At 69.2% G+C, this 15,664-nt stretch carries 15 protein-coding genes; 4 read left to right on the forward strand and 11 right to left on the reverse strand.

Going from position 1 to position 15,664, the window contains the following annotated elements; genetic code table 11:
* Nucleotides 1-10 precede the first annotated feature (10 nt).
* The gene (locus tag BO64_RS13285) at nucleotides 11-676 is read left to right on the forward strand and encodes a hypothetical protein (RefSeq protein WP_496403780.1); all 666 of its coding nucleotides are present in this window, start codon (nucleotides 11-13) and stop codon (nucleotides 674-676) included.
* Here the strand turns inward: BO64_RS13285 and tgt are convergent.
* Both tgt and queA read right to left on the reverse strand, forming a co-directional pair.
* Complete coding sequence (tgt, locus tag BO64_RS13290; protein ID WP_496403781.1) at nucleotides 579-1,727, reverse strand: tRNA guanosine(34) transglycosylase Tgt; 1,149 nt, start codon at nucleotides 1,725-1,727, stop codon at nucleotides 579-581. The two genes, BO64_RS13285 and tgt, sit on opposite strands and share 98 nt — an antisense overlap.
* Nucleotides 1,727-2,800, reverse strand: coding sequence for a tRNA preQ1(34) S-adenosylmethionine ribosyltransferase-isomerase QueA (queA, locus tag BO64_RS13295; protein ID WP_496403782.1), 1,074 nt, complete (start codon nucleotides 2,798-2,800; stop codon nucleotides 1,727-1,729). Before queA ends, tgt begins: the two co-directional genes overlap by 1 nt.
* Before the next feature lie 64 nt (nucleotides 2,801-2,864).
* Here queA and BO64_RS13300 point away from each other — a divergent pair, with 64 nt between their 5' ends.
* Nucleotides 2,865-3,839 (forward strand): endonuclease/exonuclease/phosphatase family protein, encoded by a 975-nt coding sequence (locus BO64_RS13300; RefSeq protein WP_496403783.1) that lies wholly within the window; start codon nucleotides 2,865-2,867, stop codon nucleotides 3,837-3,839.
* Here the strand turns inward: BO64_RS13300 and BO64_RS13305 are convergent.
* From BO64_RS13305 to gyrA, 5 genes are all read right to left on the reverse strand, one after another.
* Complete coding sequence (locus BO64_RS13305) at nucleotides 3,808-4,290, reverse strand: hypothetical protein (protein WP_496403784.1); 483 nt, start codon at nucleotides 4,288-4,290, stop codon at nucleotides 3,808-3,810. The genes BO64_RS13300 and BO64_RS13305 overlap by 32 nt on opposite strands.
* Nucleotides 4,291-4,350: 60 nt before the next feature.
* Entirely contained in the window at nucleotides 4,351-4,812 is a 462-nt protein-coding gene (locus tag BO64_RS13310) for a peptidylprolyl isomerase (protein WP_496403785.1), read from the reverse strand.
* Nucleotides 4,813-5,682 (reverse strand): peptidylprolyl isomerase, encoded by an 870-nt coding sequence (locus tag BO64_RS13315; RefSeq protein ID WP_496403786.1) that lies wholly within the window; start codon nucleotides 5,680-5,682, stop codon nucleotides 4,813-4,815. It abuts the gene before it with no gap.
* Between the two features lie 51 nt (nucleotides 5,683-5,733).
* Nucleotides 5,734-6,228, reverse strand: coding sequence for a pantetheine-phosphate adenylyltransferase (gene coaD / locus BO64_RS13320; protein ID WP_496403787.1), 495 nt, complete (start codon nucleotides 6,226-6,228; stop codon nucleotides 5,734-5,736).
* An 83-nt stretch (nucleotides 6,229-6,311) separates the two neighbouring features.
* Complete coding sequence (gene gyrA / locus BO64_RS13325) at nucleotides 6,312-9,104, reverse strand: DNA gyrase subunit A (RefSeq protein ID WP_496403788.1); 2,793 nt, start codon at nucleotides 9,102-9,104, stop codon at nucleotides 6,312-6,314.
* Between the two features lie 206 nt (nucleotides 9,105-9,310).
* Here gyrA and BO64_RS13330 point away from each other — a divergent pair, with 206 nt between their 5' ends.
* Together BO64_RS13330 and BO64_RS13335 are read left to right on the forward strand one after the other, a co-directional pair.
* Nucleotides 9,311-10,342: a 2OG-Fe(II) oxygenase family protein gene (locus tag BO64_RS13330; RefSeq protein WP_496403789.1), complete on the forward strand. Its 1,032-nt coding sequence runs from the start codon at nucleotides 9,311-9,313 to the stop codon at nucleotides 10,340-10,342.
* A 76-nt stretch (nucleotides 10,343-10,418) separates the two neighbouring features.
* Nucleotides 10,419-10,859 carry a DUF3617 domain-containing protein gene (locus BO64_RS13335; protein ID WP_496403790.1) on the forward strand — a complete coding sequence of 147 codons (441 nt, stop codon included), beginning with the start codon at nucleotides 10,419-10,421 and terminating at the stop codon, nucleotides 10,857-10,859.
* 63 nt (nucleotides 10,860-10,922) lie between these two features.
* Here the strand turns inward: BO64_RS13335 and ssb are convergent, their stop codons facing one another.
* The 4 genes from ssb to BO64_RS13355 form a co-directional block, all read right to left on the reverse strand.
* Nucleotides 10,923-11,408, reverse strand: a complete 486-nt coding sequence (gene ssb, locus BO64_RS13340; protein WP_496403791.1) for a single-stranded DNA-binding protein — start codon at nucleotides 11,406-11,408, stop codon at nucleotides 10,923-10,925.
* 146 nt (nucleotides 11,409-11,554) lie between these two features.
* Nucleotides 11,555-11,935 (reverse strand): hypothetical protein, encoded by a 381-nt coding sequence (locus BO64_RS13345; RefSeq protein ID WP_496403792.1) that lies wholly within the window; start codon nucleotides 11,933-11,935, stop codon nucleotides 11,555-11,557.
* A 43-nt stretch (nucleotides 11,936-11,978) separates the two neighbouring features.
* Nucleotides 11,979-12,665: a hypothetical protein gene (locus BO64_RS13350; protein WP_496403793.1), complete on the reverse strand. Its 687-nt coding sequence runs from the start codon at nucleotides 12,663-12,665 to the stop codon at nucleotides 11,979-11,981.
* Nucleotides 12,666-12,708: 43 nt separating this feature from the next.
* Nucleotides 12,709-15,558 (reverse strand): hypothetical protein, encoded by a 2,850-nt coding sequence (locus BO64_RS13355; RefSeq protein ID WP_496403794.1) that lies wholly within the window; start codon nucleotides 15,556-15,558, stop codon nucleotides 12,709-12,711.
* Nucleotides 15,559-15,664: the final 106 nt, after the last annotated feature.

Genomic DNA, 15,664 nt, shown 5'->3' on the forward strand with positions numbered 1-15,664 from the left:
TCACGCTGACATGCGCGTCCAGCTTGCTTCCGCCCTTCTCCTGGCCCTCGCCGCCTCGGCGGCGTCCGGCCAGCCGGCCCCATCCGAACCCGCGTCCGAGCGGGTGAAGACCGCCGACGATCTGAAGCGGGAAAGTGTCCAGGGCGCCGCGACCGCTCCCCTGCGCGACCTCAACGTCATGCGCGCCAAGATCCCTCCGGTGTTGCTGGAGGCCATGGCCGATCCCTACGCCCGGCCGCCTAAGGGCTACACCTGCCGCACTCTCATTGGCCTCGTGCAGGCCCTCGACGACGCCCTCGGGCCCGACCTCGACCGGATCGCCGTCGAGGATCAGGACGTCATGGAGCGGAGCCGCGAGACGGCCCTGGGCGCCGCCGCCGATTTCGCCTCCGACGCCATCCCGTTCCGCGGGTGGGTGCGCAAGCTCACCGGGGCCGAGCGGCACGACCGGTTGGTGCGCGACGCCATCTTCGCCGGCGGGGTCCGTCGCGCCTATCTGAAGGGCCTCGGCGAATCCAAGGGCTGCAATCCCCCGGCCACGCCCAGCCACGAGAAGGCCGGCACGCCGCCGCCTGATCCTAACCGGCGCTTCGTTCCGCGCTATCCCACCCGCCAGCCCGCCGCTGCCGCGCCGCAAAGTCCCGGCGGAACGCCTCCATCCGATTCTCGGCGATAGCGGCACGCATCTCCGCCATCAGAGCCTGGAAGAAGGCGATGTTGTGCCAGGACAGCAGGACCTGGCCGAGAATTTCGCCCGCCTTCACCAGGTGGTGCAGATAGGCCTTGGAATAGTCGCGGCTGGCCGAGACGGGAATGGTCGGATCCAGCGGGCTCTCGTCCTCGGCGAAGCGGGCGTTCTTCAGGTTCAGCGGACCGTCCCAGGTCCAGGCCTGGCCATGCCGCCCCGAGCGGGTGGGCAGGACGCAGTCGAACATATCCACGCCTCGGTAGACCGCCTCGACGATGTCGATGGGCTTGCCGACCCCCATCAGATAGCGCGGCCTCTCCACCGGCAGCATTCCCGGGGCATAGTCCAGCACTTCGCACATGGCCTGGTGCCCTTCGCCCACGGCCAGGCCGCCGATGGCGTAGCCGTCGAAACCGATCTCCTGCAGCCGCTCGGCCGATTCCCGGCGCAGCATCTCGTCGGTTCCACCCTGCTGGATGCCGAACAGCGCCTGGGCCTCGCGCGTCCCGAAGGCCGCCTTCGAACGTTGCCCCCACCGGGCCGACCGCCGCATGGCCTCGGCCGCCTTCTCGGGCGTCGCCGGCAGGGCCACCAGTTCGTCCAGCTGCATGACGATGTCCGAGCCCAGCAGGTCGGCCTGGATCTGGATGGACCGCTCCGGCGTCAGCACGTGCCGGCTGCCGTCCAGGTGGCTCTGGAAGGTGACGCTCTCCTCCGTCACCTTTGAGATTTGTGAGAGGGACATGACCTGGAAGCCGCCGCTGTCCGTGAGGATCGGCCTCTCCCAGCGCATGAACCTGTGAAGGCCGCCCAGCCGCCGCACCCGCTCGGCGGTGGGCCGCAGCATCAGGTGGTAGGTGTTGCCCAGGAGGATGTCGGCCCCGGTCGCCGCCACCTGCTCCACGGTCAGCGCCTTGACCGTGCCGGCCGTGCCCACGGGCATGAATGCTGGCGTGCGGATCGCGCCGCGGGACGTTTCCAGGACGCCGGTCCGAGCCTTGCCGTCGGTGGCGTGAACGGTGAACGGGAACGCGGCCATCAGGCTCTCCAGAGCAGCGAGCTGTCGCCGTAGGAATAGAAGCGGTAGCCGGTCTCGATGGCGTGGCGATAGGCCTCGCGCATGGTCTCCAGGCCAGCGAAAGCCGAGACCAGCATGAACAGCGTCGATTTCGGCAGGTGGAAATTGGTCATCAGCCCGTCCGCCGCGCGGAAACGGTAGCCGGGGGTGATGAAGATCGCCGTCTCGTTGCGGAACGGCCTGACGATCCCGTCTTCGCCGGTAGCGCTTTCCAGAAGCCGCAGGGAAGTGGTGCCAACGCAGATGATCCGGCCGCCTGCGGCGCGCACGGCGTTCAGCCGCTCGGCCGTGCCCTCGTCCACCTCGCCCCACTCGGCGTGCATGCGGTGCTCAGAGACCTCCTCGGTCTTCACGGGCAGGAAGGTCCCGGCGCCCACATGCAAAGTCACCTTCTCGGTCGTCACCCCGGCGTCGGCCAGGCGCGCAAACAGGTCCGGCGTGAAGTGCAGGCCGGCGGTGGGCGCCGCCACCGAACCGTCCTCCTCGGCATAGACTGTCTGGTAGTCCACCCGATCCCGCTCATCCTCCCCTCGCTTGGCGGCGATATAGGGCGGCAGCGGCATAGCGCCGCGCTCGGCGATGGCCGCGTCCAGATCAGGCCCGGAAAGGTCGAAGGCCAGGCTCACCTCGCCGCCCTCGCCCTTCTCGCGCACCGTGGCGTCCAGGGCGCCCAGCACGCAGGCCCGGTCGTCCATGGCTCCGAAACTCACCCGGTCGCCCGGCTGCAGCCGCTTGCCCGGACGCATGAAGGCCGTCCAAACGCTGGCCGCCTTGCGCTGGTGCAGGGTCGCCTCCACGGCCACCCGGCTTTCACCGCGCAGGCGCACGCCCTTCAGCCGCGCCGGGATCACCCGCGTGTCGTTCAGCACCAGCACGTCCCCGGCTCGCAGCAGTCCCGGCAGGTCCCGCACCACCAGGTCCTGCATGGGCCGCCCCGGCTCGACCAGCAAAAGGCGCGCGGAGTCCCTCGGACTCGCGGGCCGGAGCGCGATGCGCTCCTCGGGCAGGTCGAAGTCGAAATCGGCAAGACGCATGGGCCGCGCTCAAGGCCACGGGGGCGCAGGCGCGTCAAGCGCCGCGCCGTGCTAGCCAACATTCATGCGCCTCGTGCGACTCGTCCTGACCGTGCTCCTGGCCCCGCCTCTTTTCCTCGGCGCGACCCTGTGCGCAGGGGCCGCCGCCGCGGCCCATATGGGACGCGAGAGCCTGCGCTTCGACATCCTCGCCCATTTCGCCCCGTTCTGGCTGACAGGCGGGCTCCTCGCCGTTTTTGGGGCGCTGCTCTTCCGAGGTTACGTCCGGGCGCTGATCTTCGCCATGGGCCTGGTGGCCGCCGGCGCCTCTGTGGCCCTCATGGCGCCGGAATATCTGCGGGATGCCGGCCCCAAGGCGCCGCCCAACGCGCCGGAGCAGCTGAAGGTCGTGCAGCTGAACGTCTGGAGCCACAACGAGGACCCTGCCGGCGCCCTCGGCTGGGCGTTCTCCGAGAACCCTGACCTCATCATCCTGGAGGAAACCTCCGCCGCCGTCCGCGAGCGCGCCGCGGTCGAGCCGGGCTGGTACGCCGTCTGCGACACCTGCGAGGTGATGATCCTGTCCCGCCGCCCACCCGTGCGGGACAGCCTCATCCGCCTCGCCGGCCCCACCCCAGGGCCCCTCACCCGGGCCATCTTCGAGGACGAACGCGGTCCGTTTGCGGTCATCGGCGTGCATCACGCCTGGCCCACCGACAGTTCGGATCAGCAGGCGCAGGAAGCCGCAATCGCCGAAGTCATCGCCCGGTCGCCACGCGAGCGGACCATCCTCGCGGGCGACTTCAACTCCGCGCCGTGGAGCTTCTCCCGTCGTCGATGGGATGCCGAATTCGGCCTCATTCGCCGGGACCGCGGCCTCTTCTCCTGGCCCGCCCAGCCCTACAAGCAGCTGCGTTGGCTGGGCCGTTTCCCGTTCCTGCCCATCGATCACGTCTACGCGGGCTCCGGCTGGGCCACGGTCAGCGTGCGGCGCGGCCCGAAGCTTGGCTCGGACCACTATCCGATTGTCATGATCCTAAGTCCCGCCTCGCCGCGCTGAGCTGCGCCTCCAGCCGCGCCAGCTCGGCCGCGCCCTTTTCGGCCACCGCCTCGCGCTTGCGGTCAAGGTCGTCGAGAGCCCTGGCATGGGCGGCCTGGGCGGCGGCCAGCCTCCGCTCCAGGTCGGCCACCTTCTTCAGCGCCACCTTGGACGGGGTCTTGCGCGGCGTTTTTGCGGTCTTCTTCCCAGCCGTGAGCGACGGCTTCCCGGCAGGCTTCAGCTTGGACAACTCGCCGCGCGTACCGGCGGGACGGCGCAATACTTCGTCGGGCTTGGCGCTCGCCGCCTTCGTCAGTTCCGGATCATCCGTCTGGCGCGCCAGTCCGGTCTTGAACAGATCCTGGCGGCTGCCCCAGGCGGCCAGCGCCTTGACCTTGGAGGTGGTCGCGACGACGTAGTCGGTCAGCCCGTCGCTCGTCACGAACACCTTCAGCCGCGCCGCCATCTGCATCCACCTTCGCCGTGGATGAAGCGTCTGGGCGGCCGGTGGGTTTCCGGCCGCCCGCAGCTCTTAGAGGTCGGCAGCGACCCGCATAGACACGATCTTGCCCGGCGCGCGGGGCGGCTCGCCCTTCGGCAGGGCGTCCACATGCTCCATGCCCTCGGTCACCTCGCCCCAGACCGTGTACTGGCCGTCTAGGAAGGTGGCGTCGTCGAAGCAGATGAAAAACTGGCTGTTCGCCGAATTCGGGTTCGGCGTGCGGGCCATGGAGCACACGCCGCGCACGTGTGGTTCGCGGCTGAACTCAGCCGGCAGGTTCGGCTTGGACGAGCCGCCGGTGCCGGTACCGGTGGGATCGCCGCCCTGGGCCATGAAGCCCGGGATCACACGGTGGAAGACGACGCCATCATAGAAGCCCTCGCGGGCCAGTTCCTTGATGCGCCCCACATGCTTGGGCGCAAGGTCGGGCCGGAGCTTGATGGTCACCGGACCGCTCTCCAGCGTCATGATCAGGGTGTTCTCGGCGTCCATCTATTTCACCTCGACAGGGATGTTCACGTCACAGGCCGAGAAATTCGACCCTCGGGCCGCCCGCGCACGCGCGATCTCGGCCTTGAACCACGGACCGGCGGGGTCGATCACACGGATCTTCGGCCGCTCGGCCTCGGGAATGTCGGAAAGAACGCGCACGCGCTCCATGCGGTCCTGCGGGTCCGCCACCGGCTCGCCCACCTTGATCGAATTGATCACGTCCTGGCCGGCCAACGCCCGCCCGAAGGCGGTATAGCGCTTCTCCAGCCGCGGATAGCGATCGCGCATAAAGAAGAACTGGCTGTTGGCCGAATTGGGGTCCTCGCCCCGGGCCATGCCCAGCACGCCGGGGCAGTAGAGGCCCCAAGCCTGCACCTTCCCATCCGCCGTGAGCGGCGCCAGCATCATGCTCTGACTCATGATCGGCAGGGACTTCACAAAGCCGACTTCGGCCACCTGCTGGTTTTCGGCCAAGGCGACCGGCAGGTCCGGCCCGCGGCGGAAGACGAACTCGGCGCGAATGTCCGGCAGCTCCGACGAGCCGGTGCCGTTGTTCTGCGGGTCCCCCGTCTGGGCCATGAAGCCCTCGATGACCCGGAAAAAGGTCAGGCCGTCGTAGAAGCCACGCCGCGCCAGCTCGCGGATGCGGGCGGTGGTCTCGGGGGCGACCTCAGGCGTCAGCTCGGCGATGATCCGGCCCTTGTTGGTATCGATCACCAGCACGTCGTCGGGATTCGGCGTGCGCCAGTCGGCGGCCGTCGGCTGGCCCGGGTCGGGGGGCGGAACCTGCGGAGTCGGCTTGGGCTGGGCGACGGCGGTGGCCGCGCACGCAGCGAGCGTGGCGGCGATCAGGGCGGTCTTGCGGTTCATCGGCCCCCTCGTAGCGGCGCCGCCCGCCAGAGGCCAGCCCCGCCGCGCGGATTAAGCGCGGCCGACCTTCGCCAGCAGGCGGGACTCCACCGCCGGGCTGACGAACTTGGCGATGTCGCCGCCCAGGACCGCGATTTCCTTGACCAGCTTGGACGCGATGGCCTGGTGCCGCGGGTCGGCCATGAAGAACACCGTCTCGATCTCGCGCTCGAGCTGCTGGTTCATGGCCGTCATCTGGAACTCGAACTCGAAATCCGCCACCGCTCGCAGGCCGCGGACGATGACATTGGCGCCGATCTCCCGGGCGAAATGCATCGTCAGACCCTCGAACGGCTGGACGATGATCTCGGCGCGGTCGCGGAGGCCGTCGATGGCCTCCTCGACGATGGCCACCCGCTCGTCGAGCGAGAACAGCGGCCCCTTCCCGGCGTTGATCGCAACGCCGACCACCAGCCGATCCACCAGCTTTACGGCCCGGCCGATGATGTCGGTGTGGCCATTATGGATCGGGTCAAATGTGCCCGGATAGAGGCCGACGCGAGTCATTGTGGCTCAAGGCTCCCCGAAAACTGACCACAGTTCGCCTTTCGCCGCACCGCAGCAATCTGGCAAGCGAAACTTGCCGAGGCTTACCCTTCGTCACCCTCCGATGACGCCTCCGGCGCAGGTCCCGCCCCGCTCTCGACGCCGTTCTCGCCCTCGTCCTCGCCGGTGTCGGCCAGACGGTCCACCGAGACCACATGCTCGTCCTTGGCGGTGCGGAAGATGATCACGCCCGAGGTGTTGCGGCCCACCATCCGCACCTGGCTGACCGGGGTGCGGATGAGCTGGCCCTGATCGGTGACGAGCAGGATCTGGTCGTTCTCCTCCACCGGGAACGAGGCGGCGAGCTTGCCGCCGCGCTTGGTGAGGTCCTGGGCCAGCAGGCCCTGGCCGCCCCGGCCAGTGCGCCGGAACTCATAGGCGGAGGTGCGCTTGCCGTAGCCTTCGGTGGAGACCGTCAGGATCACCTCCTCCGCGGCGCCCAGTTCGGCGATGCGTTCGGGCGAGAGCGCGGTGTCGCCCGTGGCTTCCTCGTCATCCTCGGCCGACGGCGCATCGTCCGCCTCCTCGTTCTCGCCGCTGGCGGCCCGACGCATGGCGTTGGCGTGCTTCACATAGGCCGCCCGCTCCTCGGCCGAAGCCTCCACCGAGCGGAGGATGGCCATGGAGATCACGCTGTCGCCCTCGGCCAAGCGGATGCCCCGCACGCCGGTGGAATCACGGCCGGCGAACACCCGCACCTCGTCCACCGCGAAGCGGATCGCGCGGCCCATGGCCGTGGTGAGCAGGATGTCATGCTGCTGGGCGTTGCAGATGCCGACGCCGATGATGGCGTCGCCCTCGTCCAGCTTCATGGCGATCTTGCCGTTGCGCTTGATGCCGACGAAATCGCTGAGCTTGTTGCGCCGCACGTTGCCCGAGCGGGTCGCGAACATCACGTCGTACTGGCCCCAGGTGGCCTCGTCCTCGGGCAGCGGCAGGATCGAGGTGATGCTTTCGCCGGGCTCGATGGGCAGCAGGTTCACGAACGCCTTGCCGCGCGAGGTGGGCGTGCCCACTGGCAGCCGCCACACCTTCAGCTGATAGGCCTTGCCGCCGCTCGAGAAGAACAGCATCGGCGTGTGGGTGTTGGCCGAGAACACCCGGGTGACGGCGTCCTCTTCCTTCGTCCCCATGCCCGAGCGGCCCTTCCCGCCCCGGTGCTGGGTCCGGTAGAGGCTGAGCGGCGTGCGCTTCACATAGCCGCCGTGGGTCACGGTGATGACCATGTCCTCGCGGGCGATCAGGTCCTCATCCTCGACCTCGGCGTCGCCCTCGACGATCTCGGTGCGGCGAGGCACGGCGAACTGCTCGCGCACCTCCACCAGTTCCTGGCGGACGATGGCCATGACCTTTTCGCGCGAGGCCAGGATTTCCAGGTGGCCGCGGATCACGTCCGCCAGCTCCCGGGCCTCGCCGAAGATTTCGTCGCGGCCGAGGCCGGTCAGCCGCGACAGGGTCAGGGCCAGGATCGCGCGGGCCTGTTCGTCGGTCAGGCGGATGGCCCCGCCTTCAAGCACCACGGTGCGCGGGTCGGCGATCAGCTCCACCAGGGGCAGCATGTCGCCGGAGGGCCAGTCCCGGGCCACCAGCCGCTCGCGCGCCTCGGTCGGGTCCTTGGACGAGCGGATGATGTTGATGAATTCGTCGATGTTGGCGACGGCGATCGCCAGGCCGACCAGCACGTGCCCCCGGTCCCGGGCCTTGGACAGCTCGAACTTGGTCCGCCGGACGACGACCTCCTCGCGGAAGTCGACGAAGGCCGCGACCATCTCCCGCAGGCCCATCTGCTCGGGCCGGCCACGGTTCAGCGCCAGCATGTTGACGCCGAACGAGCTCTGCAGCGGCGTGAAGCGGTAGAGCTGGTTCAGGATCACCTCGGCCGAGGCGTCCCGCTTCATCTCCACCACGATGCGCATGCCGTCGCGGTCGGACTCGTCGCGCAGGTCCGCTACGCCCTCGATCCGCTTCTCCCGCACCAGTTCGGCGATGCGCTCCACCAGCGCCGCCTTGTTCACCTGGTAGGGGATCGAATGGATGATGATCGCCTCGCGATCCTTGCGGATTTCCTCGATGGAGGCGACGCCGCGCATGATCACCGAGCCGCGGCCGGTCATCAGCGCCTGGCGGGCGGCGGTCCGGCCAATGATCTGGCCGCCGGTGGGGAAGTCCGGCCCTGGGACGATGTCCAGCAGTTCGTCCAGGCCGATGTCCGGATTGTCCACATAGGCCAGGCAGGCGTCGACCACCTCGCCCAGATTGTGCGGCGGGATGTTGGTCGCCATGCCGACGGCGATGCCGCCGGCGCCGTTGACCAGCAGGTTCGGGATGCGCGACGGCAGGACCACCGGCTCCTGCTCGGAGCCGTCGTAATTGTCCTTGAAGTCGACCGTGTCCTTGTCGAGGTCCGCCAGGATGGCCATGGCGGCCCGGGTCATGCGGCTCTCGGTGTAGCGCATGGCCGCCGGCGGGTCGTTGTCGACCGAGCCGAAGTTCCCCTGGCCGTCGATCAGCAGCAGGTTCATCGAGAACGGCTGCGCCAAACGCACCAAGGTGTCATAGATCGCGACGTCGCCGTGCGGGTGATACTTACCCATCACGTCACCGACGATCCGTGCCGACTTCACATAGCCCCGATCCGGCGTGTGGTTGTTCTCGCCCATCGAGAACAGGATCCGCCGGTGGACCGGCTTGAGCCCGTCGCGCACATCGGGCAGCGCCCGGCTCACGATCACGCTCATGGCGTAGTCGAGGTAGGAGCGCTTCAGCTCGTCTTCGATGGCGACAGGGGCGACGCCCCCGCGACGATCGTCCGGAGGCGTTTTGGTTTCGTCGGTCAAGGGAGAGATTTAACCGTGAGAATCGGACGGGTTACACAGAGGTTTTTATTAGCAGGCGCAGGCTGCCAGCGCCACTTTCCCTCGCGCGTACACGCCCACGCGCGCGCATAGGCCGCACGTCGCCGCCATCCGCCGCCGCCTCGACGGCGCCCTTCCGCGGGGTGGACGCAGGTGACGTGGCCGCCCGCCGGGCTTAGGTAGAGGCCATGCCCCTGCGTCTTGGCGAGCCGGCTCCGTGGTTCACGGCGCCCACCGTGTCCGCCCCCGAATTCGTCTTCGACAGCGCCGCCGGGCGCTATGTCCTGATGGCGTTCCTGCCTGCGGAGGTCGAACGGGCCATTCCTGCCCTGAAGGCTCTGGCCAGCCGCCAGGCGCTCTTCGACGACGTCCGGGTCAGCGCCTTCGTGGTCCTCCCGGACCCGGCCCAGTTCGGCGGCCTGCGAGACGTGCGCGGCCTGCGCTGGCTGCCCGACGCCGACGGCGCCATCGCCGGCCGCTTCGAGGCCGAGGCGCCGCACTGGCTGCTGCTGGACCCGGCCCTGCGGGTGATGGCGGCGGCGCCGCTGGAGGCGGTCGAGGCCATGCTGAGCCGCATCGCCGCCCTCGGCCCGCCAGGCGACCACGCGGGCGTGCCGCTCCACGCCCCGGTGCTGGTCGCCCCGCGCATCTTCGAACCTGAGCTGTGCGAGGCCCTGATCGCCCTGCACGCCGGCGACGGCGGCCGGTACACCGGGGTCATGCGCGACGCCGGCGCGCGCACCATCTACGTCATGGACGAGCTGAAGAAGCGCCGGGACGTCCTGGTGCGCGATCCCGACCTGGTGGAAGCCATCCGGACCCGGTTCGAAGCCCGGCTTTATCCCTTCATCCGCCGCGCCTTCGGCTTCCAGGTCACGCGCATCGAGCGCTTCCTGGTGTCCTGCTACGACGAGCACGACGGCGGCGTCTTCCATCCGCACAGGGACAACACCACCCAGGGCACCGCCCACCGCGTGTTCGCCTGCTCCATCAACCTCAACGACGACTTCGAGGGCGGCGACCTGCGCTTCGCCGAGTTCGGCCCCAAGACCTACCGTCCGCCGGTTGGCGGCGGGGTGGTGTTCGGCTGCGGCCTGATGCATGAGGCCCTGCGGGTCACCCGCGGCCGCCGCTACGCCTTCCTACCCTTCCTCTACGACGAGGCCGGCGCCGAAATCCTCGCCGCCTATCGCGCCCGCACGGCCGAGGCGGCAGGATGAGCATCCTGGGCGATCAGCTTCGGTTCATCCGCGCGAGCGCCACGATATCGCCGATCCAGCCGGACAAGCTCGCCTCATGAAACGCCTGACCGCCGCCGCCCTCGCCCTCAGCGTCGCGACGCCCGCCCTCGCCGCCGCCCCGCCCATCCAGCCGGGCTACTGGGAGTCCACCAACCGGCTGCTCTCGCCGATCCGCCAGACCAAGGTCGAGCGGCGGTGCATCACTCCGGCCGAGGTGGACAAGTTCATGGCCGGCCCCTCCAACCGCCACTACAAGTGCACCTACCCCCACAAGGTCATCGCCGGCGGCAAGATCAGCCTGAAGGGCTCCTGCGTCAGCAAGAAGGGCCGCAAGGTCGACGTCGAGGGGACCGGCGAGTACACGCCCACCAGCTTCAACCTCACGGCCAGCATCGCCACCGAGTTCCTTGGGCTCGACATCGCCGGCAAGGCCTCCACCGAGGCCCGCCGCATCGGCGACGTCTGCCCGCCCCCGGAAACCCCGGCCGCCAACTGAGCGACCACGAAAAAGGCCGGCCCCGCAGGGACCGGCCTTCCGACGCCAGCGCCGGCGTTCGGCTTAGAACGGAATCTCGTCGTCCAGGTCGGCGGAGAAGTCTTCCCGGGGACCAGAGCTTTGCGCGCGCGGGCCGGACGAGAAGCCGCCGCCATAGCCGCCCTCGTCACGATCCACCGCACCGCCGCCGTCGCCTCCCCGGCCGCCCAGCATGGTCAGCTCGCCGCGGTACTTCTGCAGCACCACCTCGGTGGAATACTTCTCCTGGCCCGACTGGTCGGTCCACTTGCGGGTCTGGAGCGAGCCCTCGATGTAGACGGTCGAGCCCTTGCGCAGATAGTTCTCGGCCACCTTCACCAGGTTGTCGTTGAAGATGACCACCCGGTGCCACTCAGTGCGTTCCTTGCGCTCGCCGGTGGCGCGGTCCCGCCAGGTCTCGGACGTGGCCAGGCGCAGATTGGCGACCCGGTCGCCGGAATTGAGGGTGCGGATTTCGGGATCGGCCCCGAGGTTGCCCACCAGAATGACCTTGTTGACGCTGCCCGCCATATCGATGCCCTGAAGTTTCCGTAGCTGCGGGCCGCTTCGCCCAGACGCAAGGCTAGCGCGCCGTTAACAGAACATCAAACGTTATGTTCCCCATATGTTCCGGCGCTCGGGCACATGTCCACAGTTATTCGTCGGCGGCCCGCGGCCTACTGGGGCATCGCCCCCGGAACGGCCAGACGCCCGTCACCAGTACGCACCAGCGCCGTGTAACGCGGCCCCTCCAGCGAGGTGGAGGTGTGGATGCCGTAGCGGTCCAGGAACAGGAAATTAGCCTGGTAGGCACCCACCAGTTCCTGCTGGCTGCCGCCCAGGGTCAGGAACTTCACCCGCATGGCCTCGAGATTGGCGGCGCAGACCTCCAGGCTCTGGGCCTCGACCACCTTGTTGTACTTCAGCCCGCCGTCCTTCTGGGCCACCACGTGGTAGCAAATGCCGGGATCGCCCGGCGGCTCGGTCCGCTTGGCGCAGGCGGCGAGCGAAACGGCGGCCGTGGCGGCGGCGGCGACGAGAAGCGACTTTGCGTACATGGCCGGACCCTAGCAGCGGACCCGACGCCCGTCATCCGGACGCTTAGGGGACCACAGGCAGGCTGCAGTTCGGCCCCTGGGCGACCAGCGTGCGGAAGGTCTGGTTGTCGGCCGAAATCTCCACCCGCCCCGCAACCAGCCGCAGGGTCTGCTGGCCGAACCGACCATAGGTGGCCTGGCCCGGGCGCTCGCAGCGGCCGGCGAACAGCGCCTGGACACAGCCGTTGAGGTCGGTGTCGGCGACCTTGCGCCACTGCCCCCCCGCATGGCGCAGGCAAAGGGCTACAGGCCCCGCCACGACAGCCGGCGGCGGCGCAGGCTGCTCGACCTCAGGCGGCGGCTCGGCCCCCTCCTCCGGCGGCAGCGGGGTCAGCACCATGCCAGCCTGGTCGGCGGCGGCCAGGGCGCCGGTCTCGTCGATCCCCACGTCCAGGGCGTCGGTGGCCACGCCGTTGCGTCGCGCGCAGTCCGCAAGGCTCAGCTCGCCCACGAACTGTCCGGCCACGAAGCAGCGTAAGGGCCCGGCCGGGTCGAGCCGACCGTCGGCGGGCCCGCTCTCGATGACCAGTCCCGCCTGCGAGGCCGGCGGCGGCTCGGTGGAAGTTTCTCCGCTGCGCATGAGCATCCAGGCGATGACCACGCCAGCCAGCAGGGCCAAGGCGGCGCCCGCGATCACCAGCTGGTTGCGGCTGGGCGCCGCCGGCGGGTCGCGCTGGGTGTCGTGATCCATGCCGCCTCGCTAGACCGCGCCGCGGCCGCTTTCAAGCGGCGCGTCAGCCGCCCAGGCGGGCGAGCGCGGCCTGATAATTGGCGATCTGGTTCTGCAGATAGGCTGGTGCCTCGCCGCTCACCGCAGCGGCGGCGCTCTGAGCGCTCTTCGGCGTCGCTGCGGCCACGAGGTCGCGATAGATTTGCCGGATCACCCCCTGGGCCTTGGTCAGAACCGCCAGGGCGTGGCTGATCTCAGTGGCGCTATTGAGGTTGAGGCCGCTCTCCAGGGACAGGCCGTAAAACATCGGCTTGCCGTCCGCCGAGACCGTCTTGCCCGCCTTGTCGATTTCGGTGCGACGCACCACGCCTTCGGGAATACCCAGAAGCGCCAGGGCGTCCTTGTCGGTCTTGCCGGCCGCGAACTCGATCACCGCCCGGTCGCTGGTCGGGGCGATCGACAGCACCCGCGAGCCACCGCTCGACATCACCGTCACCTTGGCCTGGTAGCCCGCCGCCCGCCGGATTTTGTTGGCCAGGGTGTCGAGGGTGTCCTTCGCCTCGATGGTGATGGTGGTCCAACGGCCCGAACCCGACCGCACCTGGAAGGTGTCGCCCGGCCGCACGGCGCTCTGGTCGATCACTCGCTGGGAGTCGGCCATATCCAGCGTGCCCTTGGGCAGGCCAAGCCGGTCCAGCACGCTCGCGCCGTTGGGGTCGATGGCGATGGACGTCGGCGCTGCAAGGCCGTCCTTTCCGGTGAAGCGCCGGGACCAGTCAATTTCCCCGGTCGCCACGTCCAGGCTGGCCAGGAAGGCGTCCTTCTTGCCCACCGGCGCAAGGCCCGGATCGGTGGAGCCTGCCGGACCAGTGGGCGGCAGGTCCGTACCGGCCGAGCCCGCGATCCACACCTGCCCGTTGGCCACGGTCAGGGCCGTGGCCCGGTCGTCTCCCGCCCCGCCGTAATAGGCGATGGCATCGCCCGCGGACGGCGTCAGATCGGCCGAGAGCCGGGCGGCGAAGGCGTCCGTGCCGCCCGCATGGGCGCGGCTGACGGTCCCCGCATCCAGTGCGGCGTTGGCGGTCGTCCCGGCGATGATGATCTGGCCATTGTCGATGGCCAGGCCCGCGATGCTGCCCCCTTGCAGGTCGCCCAGGTCCCGGGTCGACGTCAGGACGGGCTGCCCGCTCGACAGGTCGAACCGACGCAGAATCGCCCGACCGTTCTCGATGCTGGCGGTGATCACCGAGGCGCCATCCACCACCATACCCGCGGGTCGGTCGGCGCCCTCGGTGCCGAAGCTGTAGGTGAAGTTGGCCTCCACCTTGCCCGTGCGATCCGTGGGCGAGGTCACGAGGTCCGGCTTGAAGGATTGCAGGTAGCTGTCCCAATCGCCCACGGCAGTCGCCCCGGGCATCGAGGACTGGGCCCGGCCGGCCACCAGGATCGAGCCGTCGTCGGCGAAGGCGATATGCGTCGCCTCGTCCTGCTGACGCGCGCCGCGGCGCGCGGTCCAGATCTCCTCGCCATCGGCGTTGAACAGGGTCACGAAGCTGTCGGCCTGACCCGCATAGGCGCCGCTCGTACCCGAATTCAGGGGACCGTCGGTGGCGCCGCTCAGCGCGCCCTTCACCGCCCCGGCGATGGCGATCCGACCGTCGGCCGACACCGCCAGGGCCAGACCCGTCGCCTCCTCCGCCGCGCCGAGGGTGCGCGTATAGACCAGTTGCCCGGCCGCGTCGTACTTGAGCAGGGCCACGTCCTGCTGCCCCTTGATCGCCTGGCCGCCGCTCGTCGAGGTGATGTCGGCCAGCATGTAGACCGAGCCGTCCGGCCCCACCTGGGTCGCCCGCACCGCCTTGATCTCCGTTCCCAGGGTCTTGGCGAAGGCCCGGCCGTCGACCCAGTAGGATTCCCCGTCCGCCTTGGGCGCCGAGGGGACGTCTGTGGTGTCGGTCTGGAACTTCAGAAGCTGCTGCTGCAGCACGCCGTCGTTGGTGGAAGCCTTGCCGTCCGGGTCTGGATCGCCCGCGGTCTGGGCCATGTAGATGGCGCCGGCGGTCTTCGGCGCATCGAACGTGACCGTCTCGCCCACCGACACCTTCACCTTCAGCGCCCACTGGTCGGGGTTCGTGCCGATGGTGATGGTCTTGCCGCCCGACTGCACCGTCTTGGGCTGGCCGGGAATCCGCTGGGTTGCGAAGCGGGTGTCCACGCCCGCGGCTTCCAGCTGCTGGTTGATGTAGGTGACCACATTGGCCATCGACCGCACCTGCCCGCCCATGCCGGCCAGGTCGATGCTGATGGTGTGGTTCACCCCGGCGCGCTTCACCTGGATGTCGAACTTCACATCGCCCTGGAAGGCCGGGACGGCGTCAGCGCTCGTGCCCGTGAAAAGCGGCGTGGTGACATATTCGGTCTTGGGTCTGGGCACCGGGGCCGTGGTCTTGGCCTGGGTCGCGGCTACGCCTTGCGTCAACCGCAGCTTCTCGAAGGTGGCCGCGTCCACATAGGCGTTGAGCTCCGCCATGCCGCGGTCGAAGGCGCGCTGGATCTGCAGCTTGTCGGTGCTGGTCAGGCCCTTGGCCTGCATCCGCTCGGCAAGGCTCGTGAGGGTCGAAAGCCCCTGGTAGAGCGCAAACAGCTTCTTGTAGTCGGCGCTGGCTCCGGCGAGGTCGAGCTGGGCCGCCCCCTCGTCGATGAACTTGGCCCCGCGCAGGGCGGCCTTCACCAGATCGCTGGCCGGCGTCGCCGTTCCCTGGGCGCTCCAGGGCGCCGTCGGCGCATACTTGGTCGTCGAGCGGGCGCCCGCAGCGAGCGCGCCAGTCCCGGCGCTGGCGGCGGCGCCAAGGAGGCTTGAGGTCCGGGACTGATAGAGTCCCAGCAGCACGCTGGTGTCGACCGAGATGACCATGGGCGTCCACGCGCGGGCGGCTTCCCGCCCGTCCCTTCTAGGCCCCTAGAGTCTCCACCCCGTTAAGAAAGGCCCGGAAAGCCGCGCTCTCCGGGGCCTTCCCTAC

The organism is Phenylobacterium composti DSM 19425 (genome assembly GCF_059568645.1).

What these genes read in the sequence shown, in the direction of transcription:
- BO64_RS13345 (WP_496403792.1), bottom strand. Translation starts at nt 11,935, where the DNA reads ATGTACGCAAAGTCGCTTCTCGTCGCCGCCGCCGCCACGGCCGCCGTT.
- BO64_RS13285 (WP_496403780.1), top strand. Translation starts at nt 11, where the DNA reads ATGCGCGTCCAGCTTGCTTCCGCCCTTCTCCTGGCCCTCGCCGCCTCG.
- BO64_RS13305 (WP_496403784.1), bottom strand. Translation starts at nt 4,290, where the DNA reads ATGCAGATGGCGGCGCGGCTGAAGGTGTTCGTGACGAGCGACGGGCTG.
- BO64_RS13350 (WP_496403793.1), bottom strand. Translation starts at nt 12,665, where the DNA reads ATGGATCACGACACCCAGCGCGACCCGCCGGCGGCGCCCAGCCGCAAC.
- BO64_RS13315 (WP_496403786.1), bottom strand. Translation starts at nt 5,682, where the DNA reads ATGAACCGCAAGACCGCCCTGATCGCCGCCACGCTCGCTGCGTGCGCG.
- coaD (WP_496403787.1), bottom strand. Translation starts at nt 6,228, where the DNA reads ATGACTCGCGTCGGCCTCTATCCGGGCACATTTGACCCGATCCATAAT.
- BO64_RS13335 (WP_496403790.1), top strand. Translation starts at nt 10,419, where the DNA reads ATGAAACGCCTGACCGCCGCCGCCCTCGCCCTCAGCGTCGCGACGCCC.
- BO64_RS13310 (WP_496403785.1), bottom strand. Translation starts at nt 4,812, where the DNA reads ATGGACGCCGAGAACACCCTGATCATGACGCTGGAGAGCGGTCCGGTG.
- BO64_RS13300 (WP_496403783.1), top strand. Translation starts at nt 2,865, where the DNA reads ATGCGCCTCGTGCGACTCGTCCTGACCGTGCTCCTGGCCCCGCCTCTT.
- ssb (WP_496403791.1), bottom strand. Translation starts at nt 11,408, where the DNA reads ATGGCGGGCAGCGTCAACAAGGTCATTCTGGTGGGCAACCTCGGGGCC.
- queA (WP_496403782.1), bottom strand. Translation starts at nt 2,800, where the DNA reads ATGCGTCTTGCCGATTTCGACTTCGACCTGCCCGAGGAGCGCATCGCG.
- BO64_RS13330 (WP_496403789.1), top strand. Translation starts at nt 9,311, where the DNA reads ATGCCCCTGCGTCTTGGCGAGCCGGCTCCGTGGTTCACGGCGCCCACC.
- BO64_RS13355 (WP_496403794.1), bottom strand. Translation starts at nt 15,558, where the DNA reads ATGGTCATCTCGGTCGACACCAGCGTGCTGCTGGGACTCTATCAGTCC.
- tgt (WP_496403781.1), bottom strand. Translation starts at nt 1,727, where the DNA reads ATGGCCGCGTTCCCGTTCACCGTTCACGCCACCGACGGCAAGGCTCGG.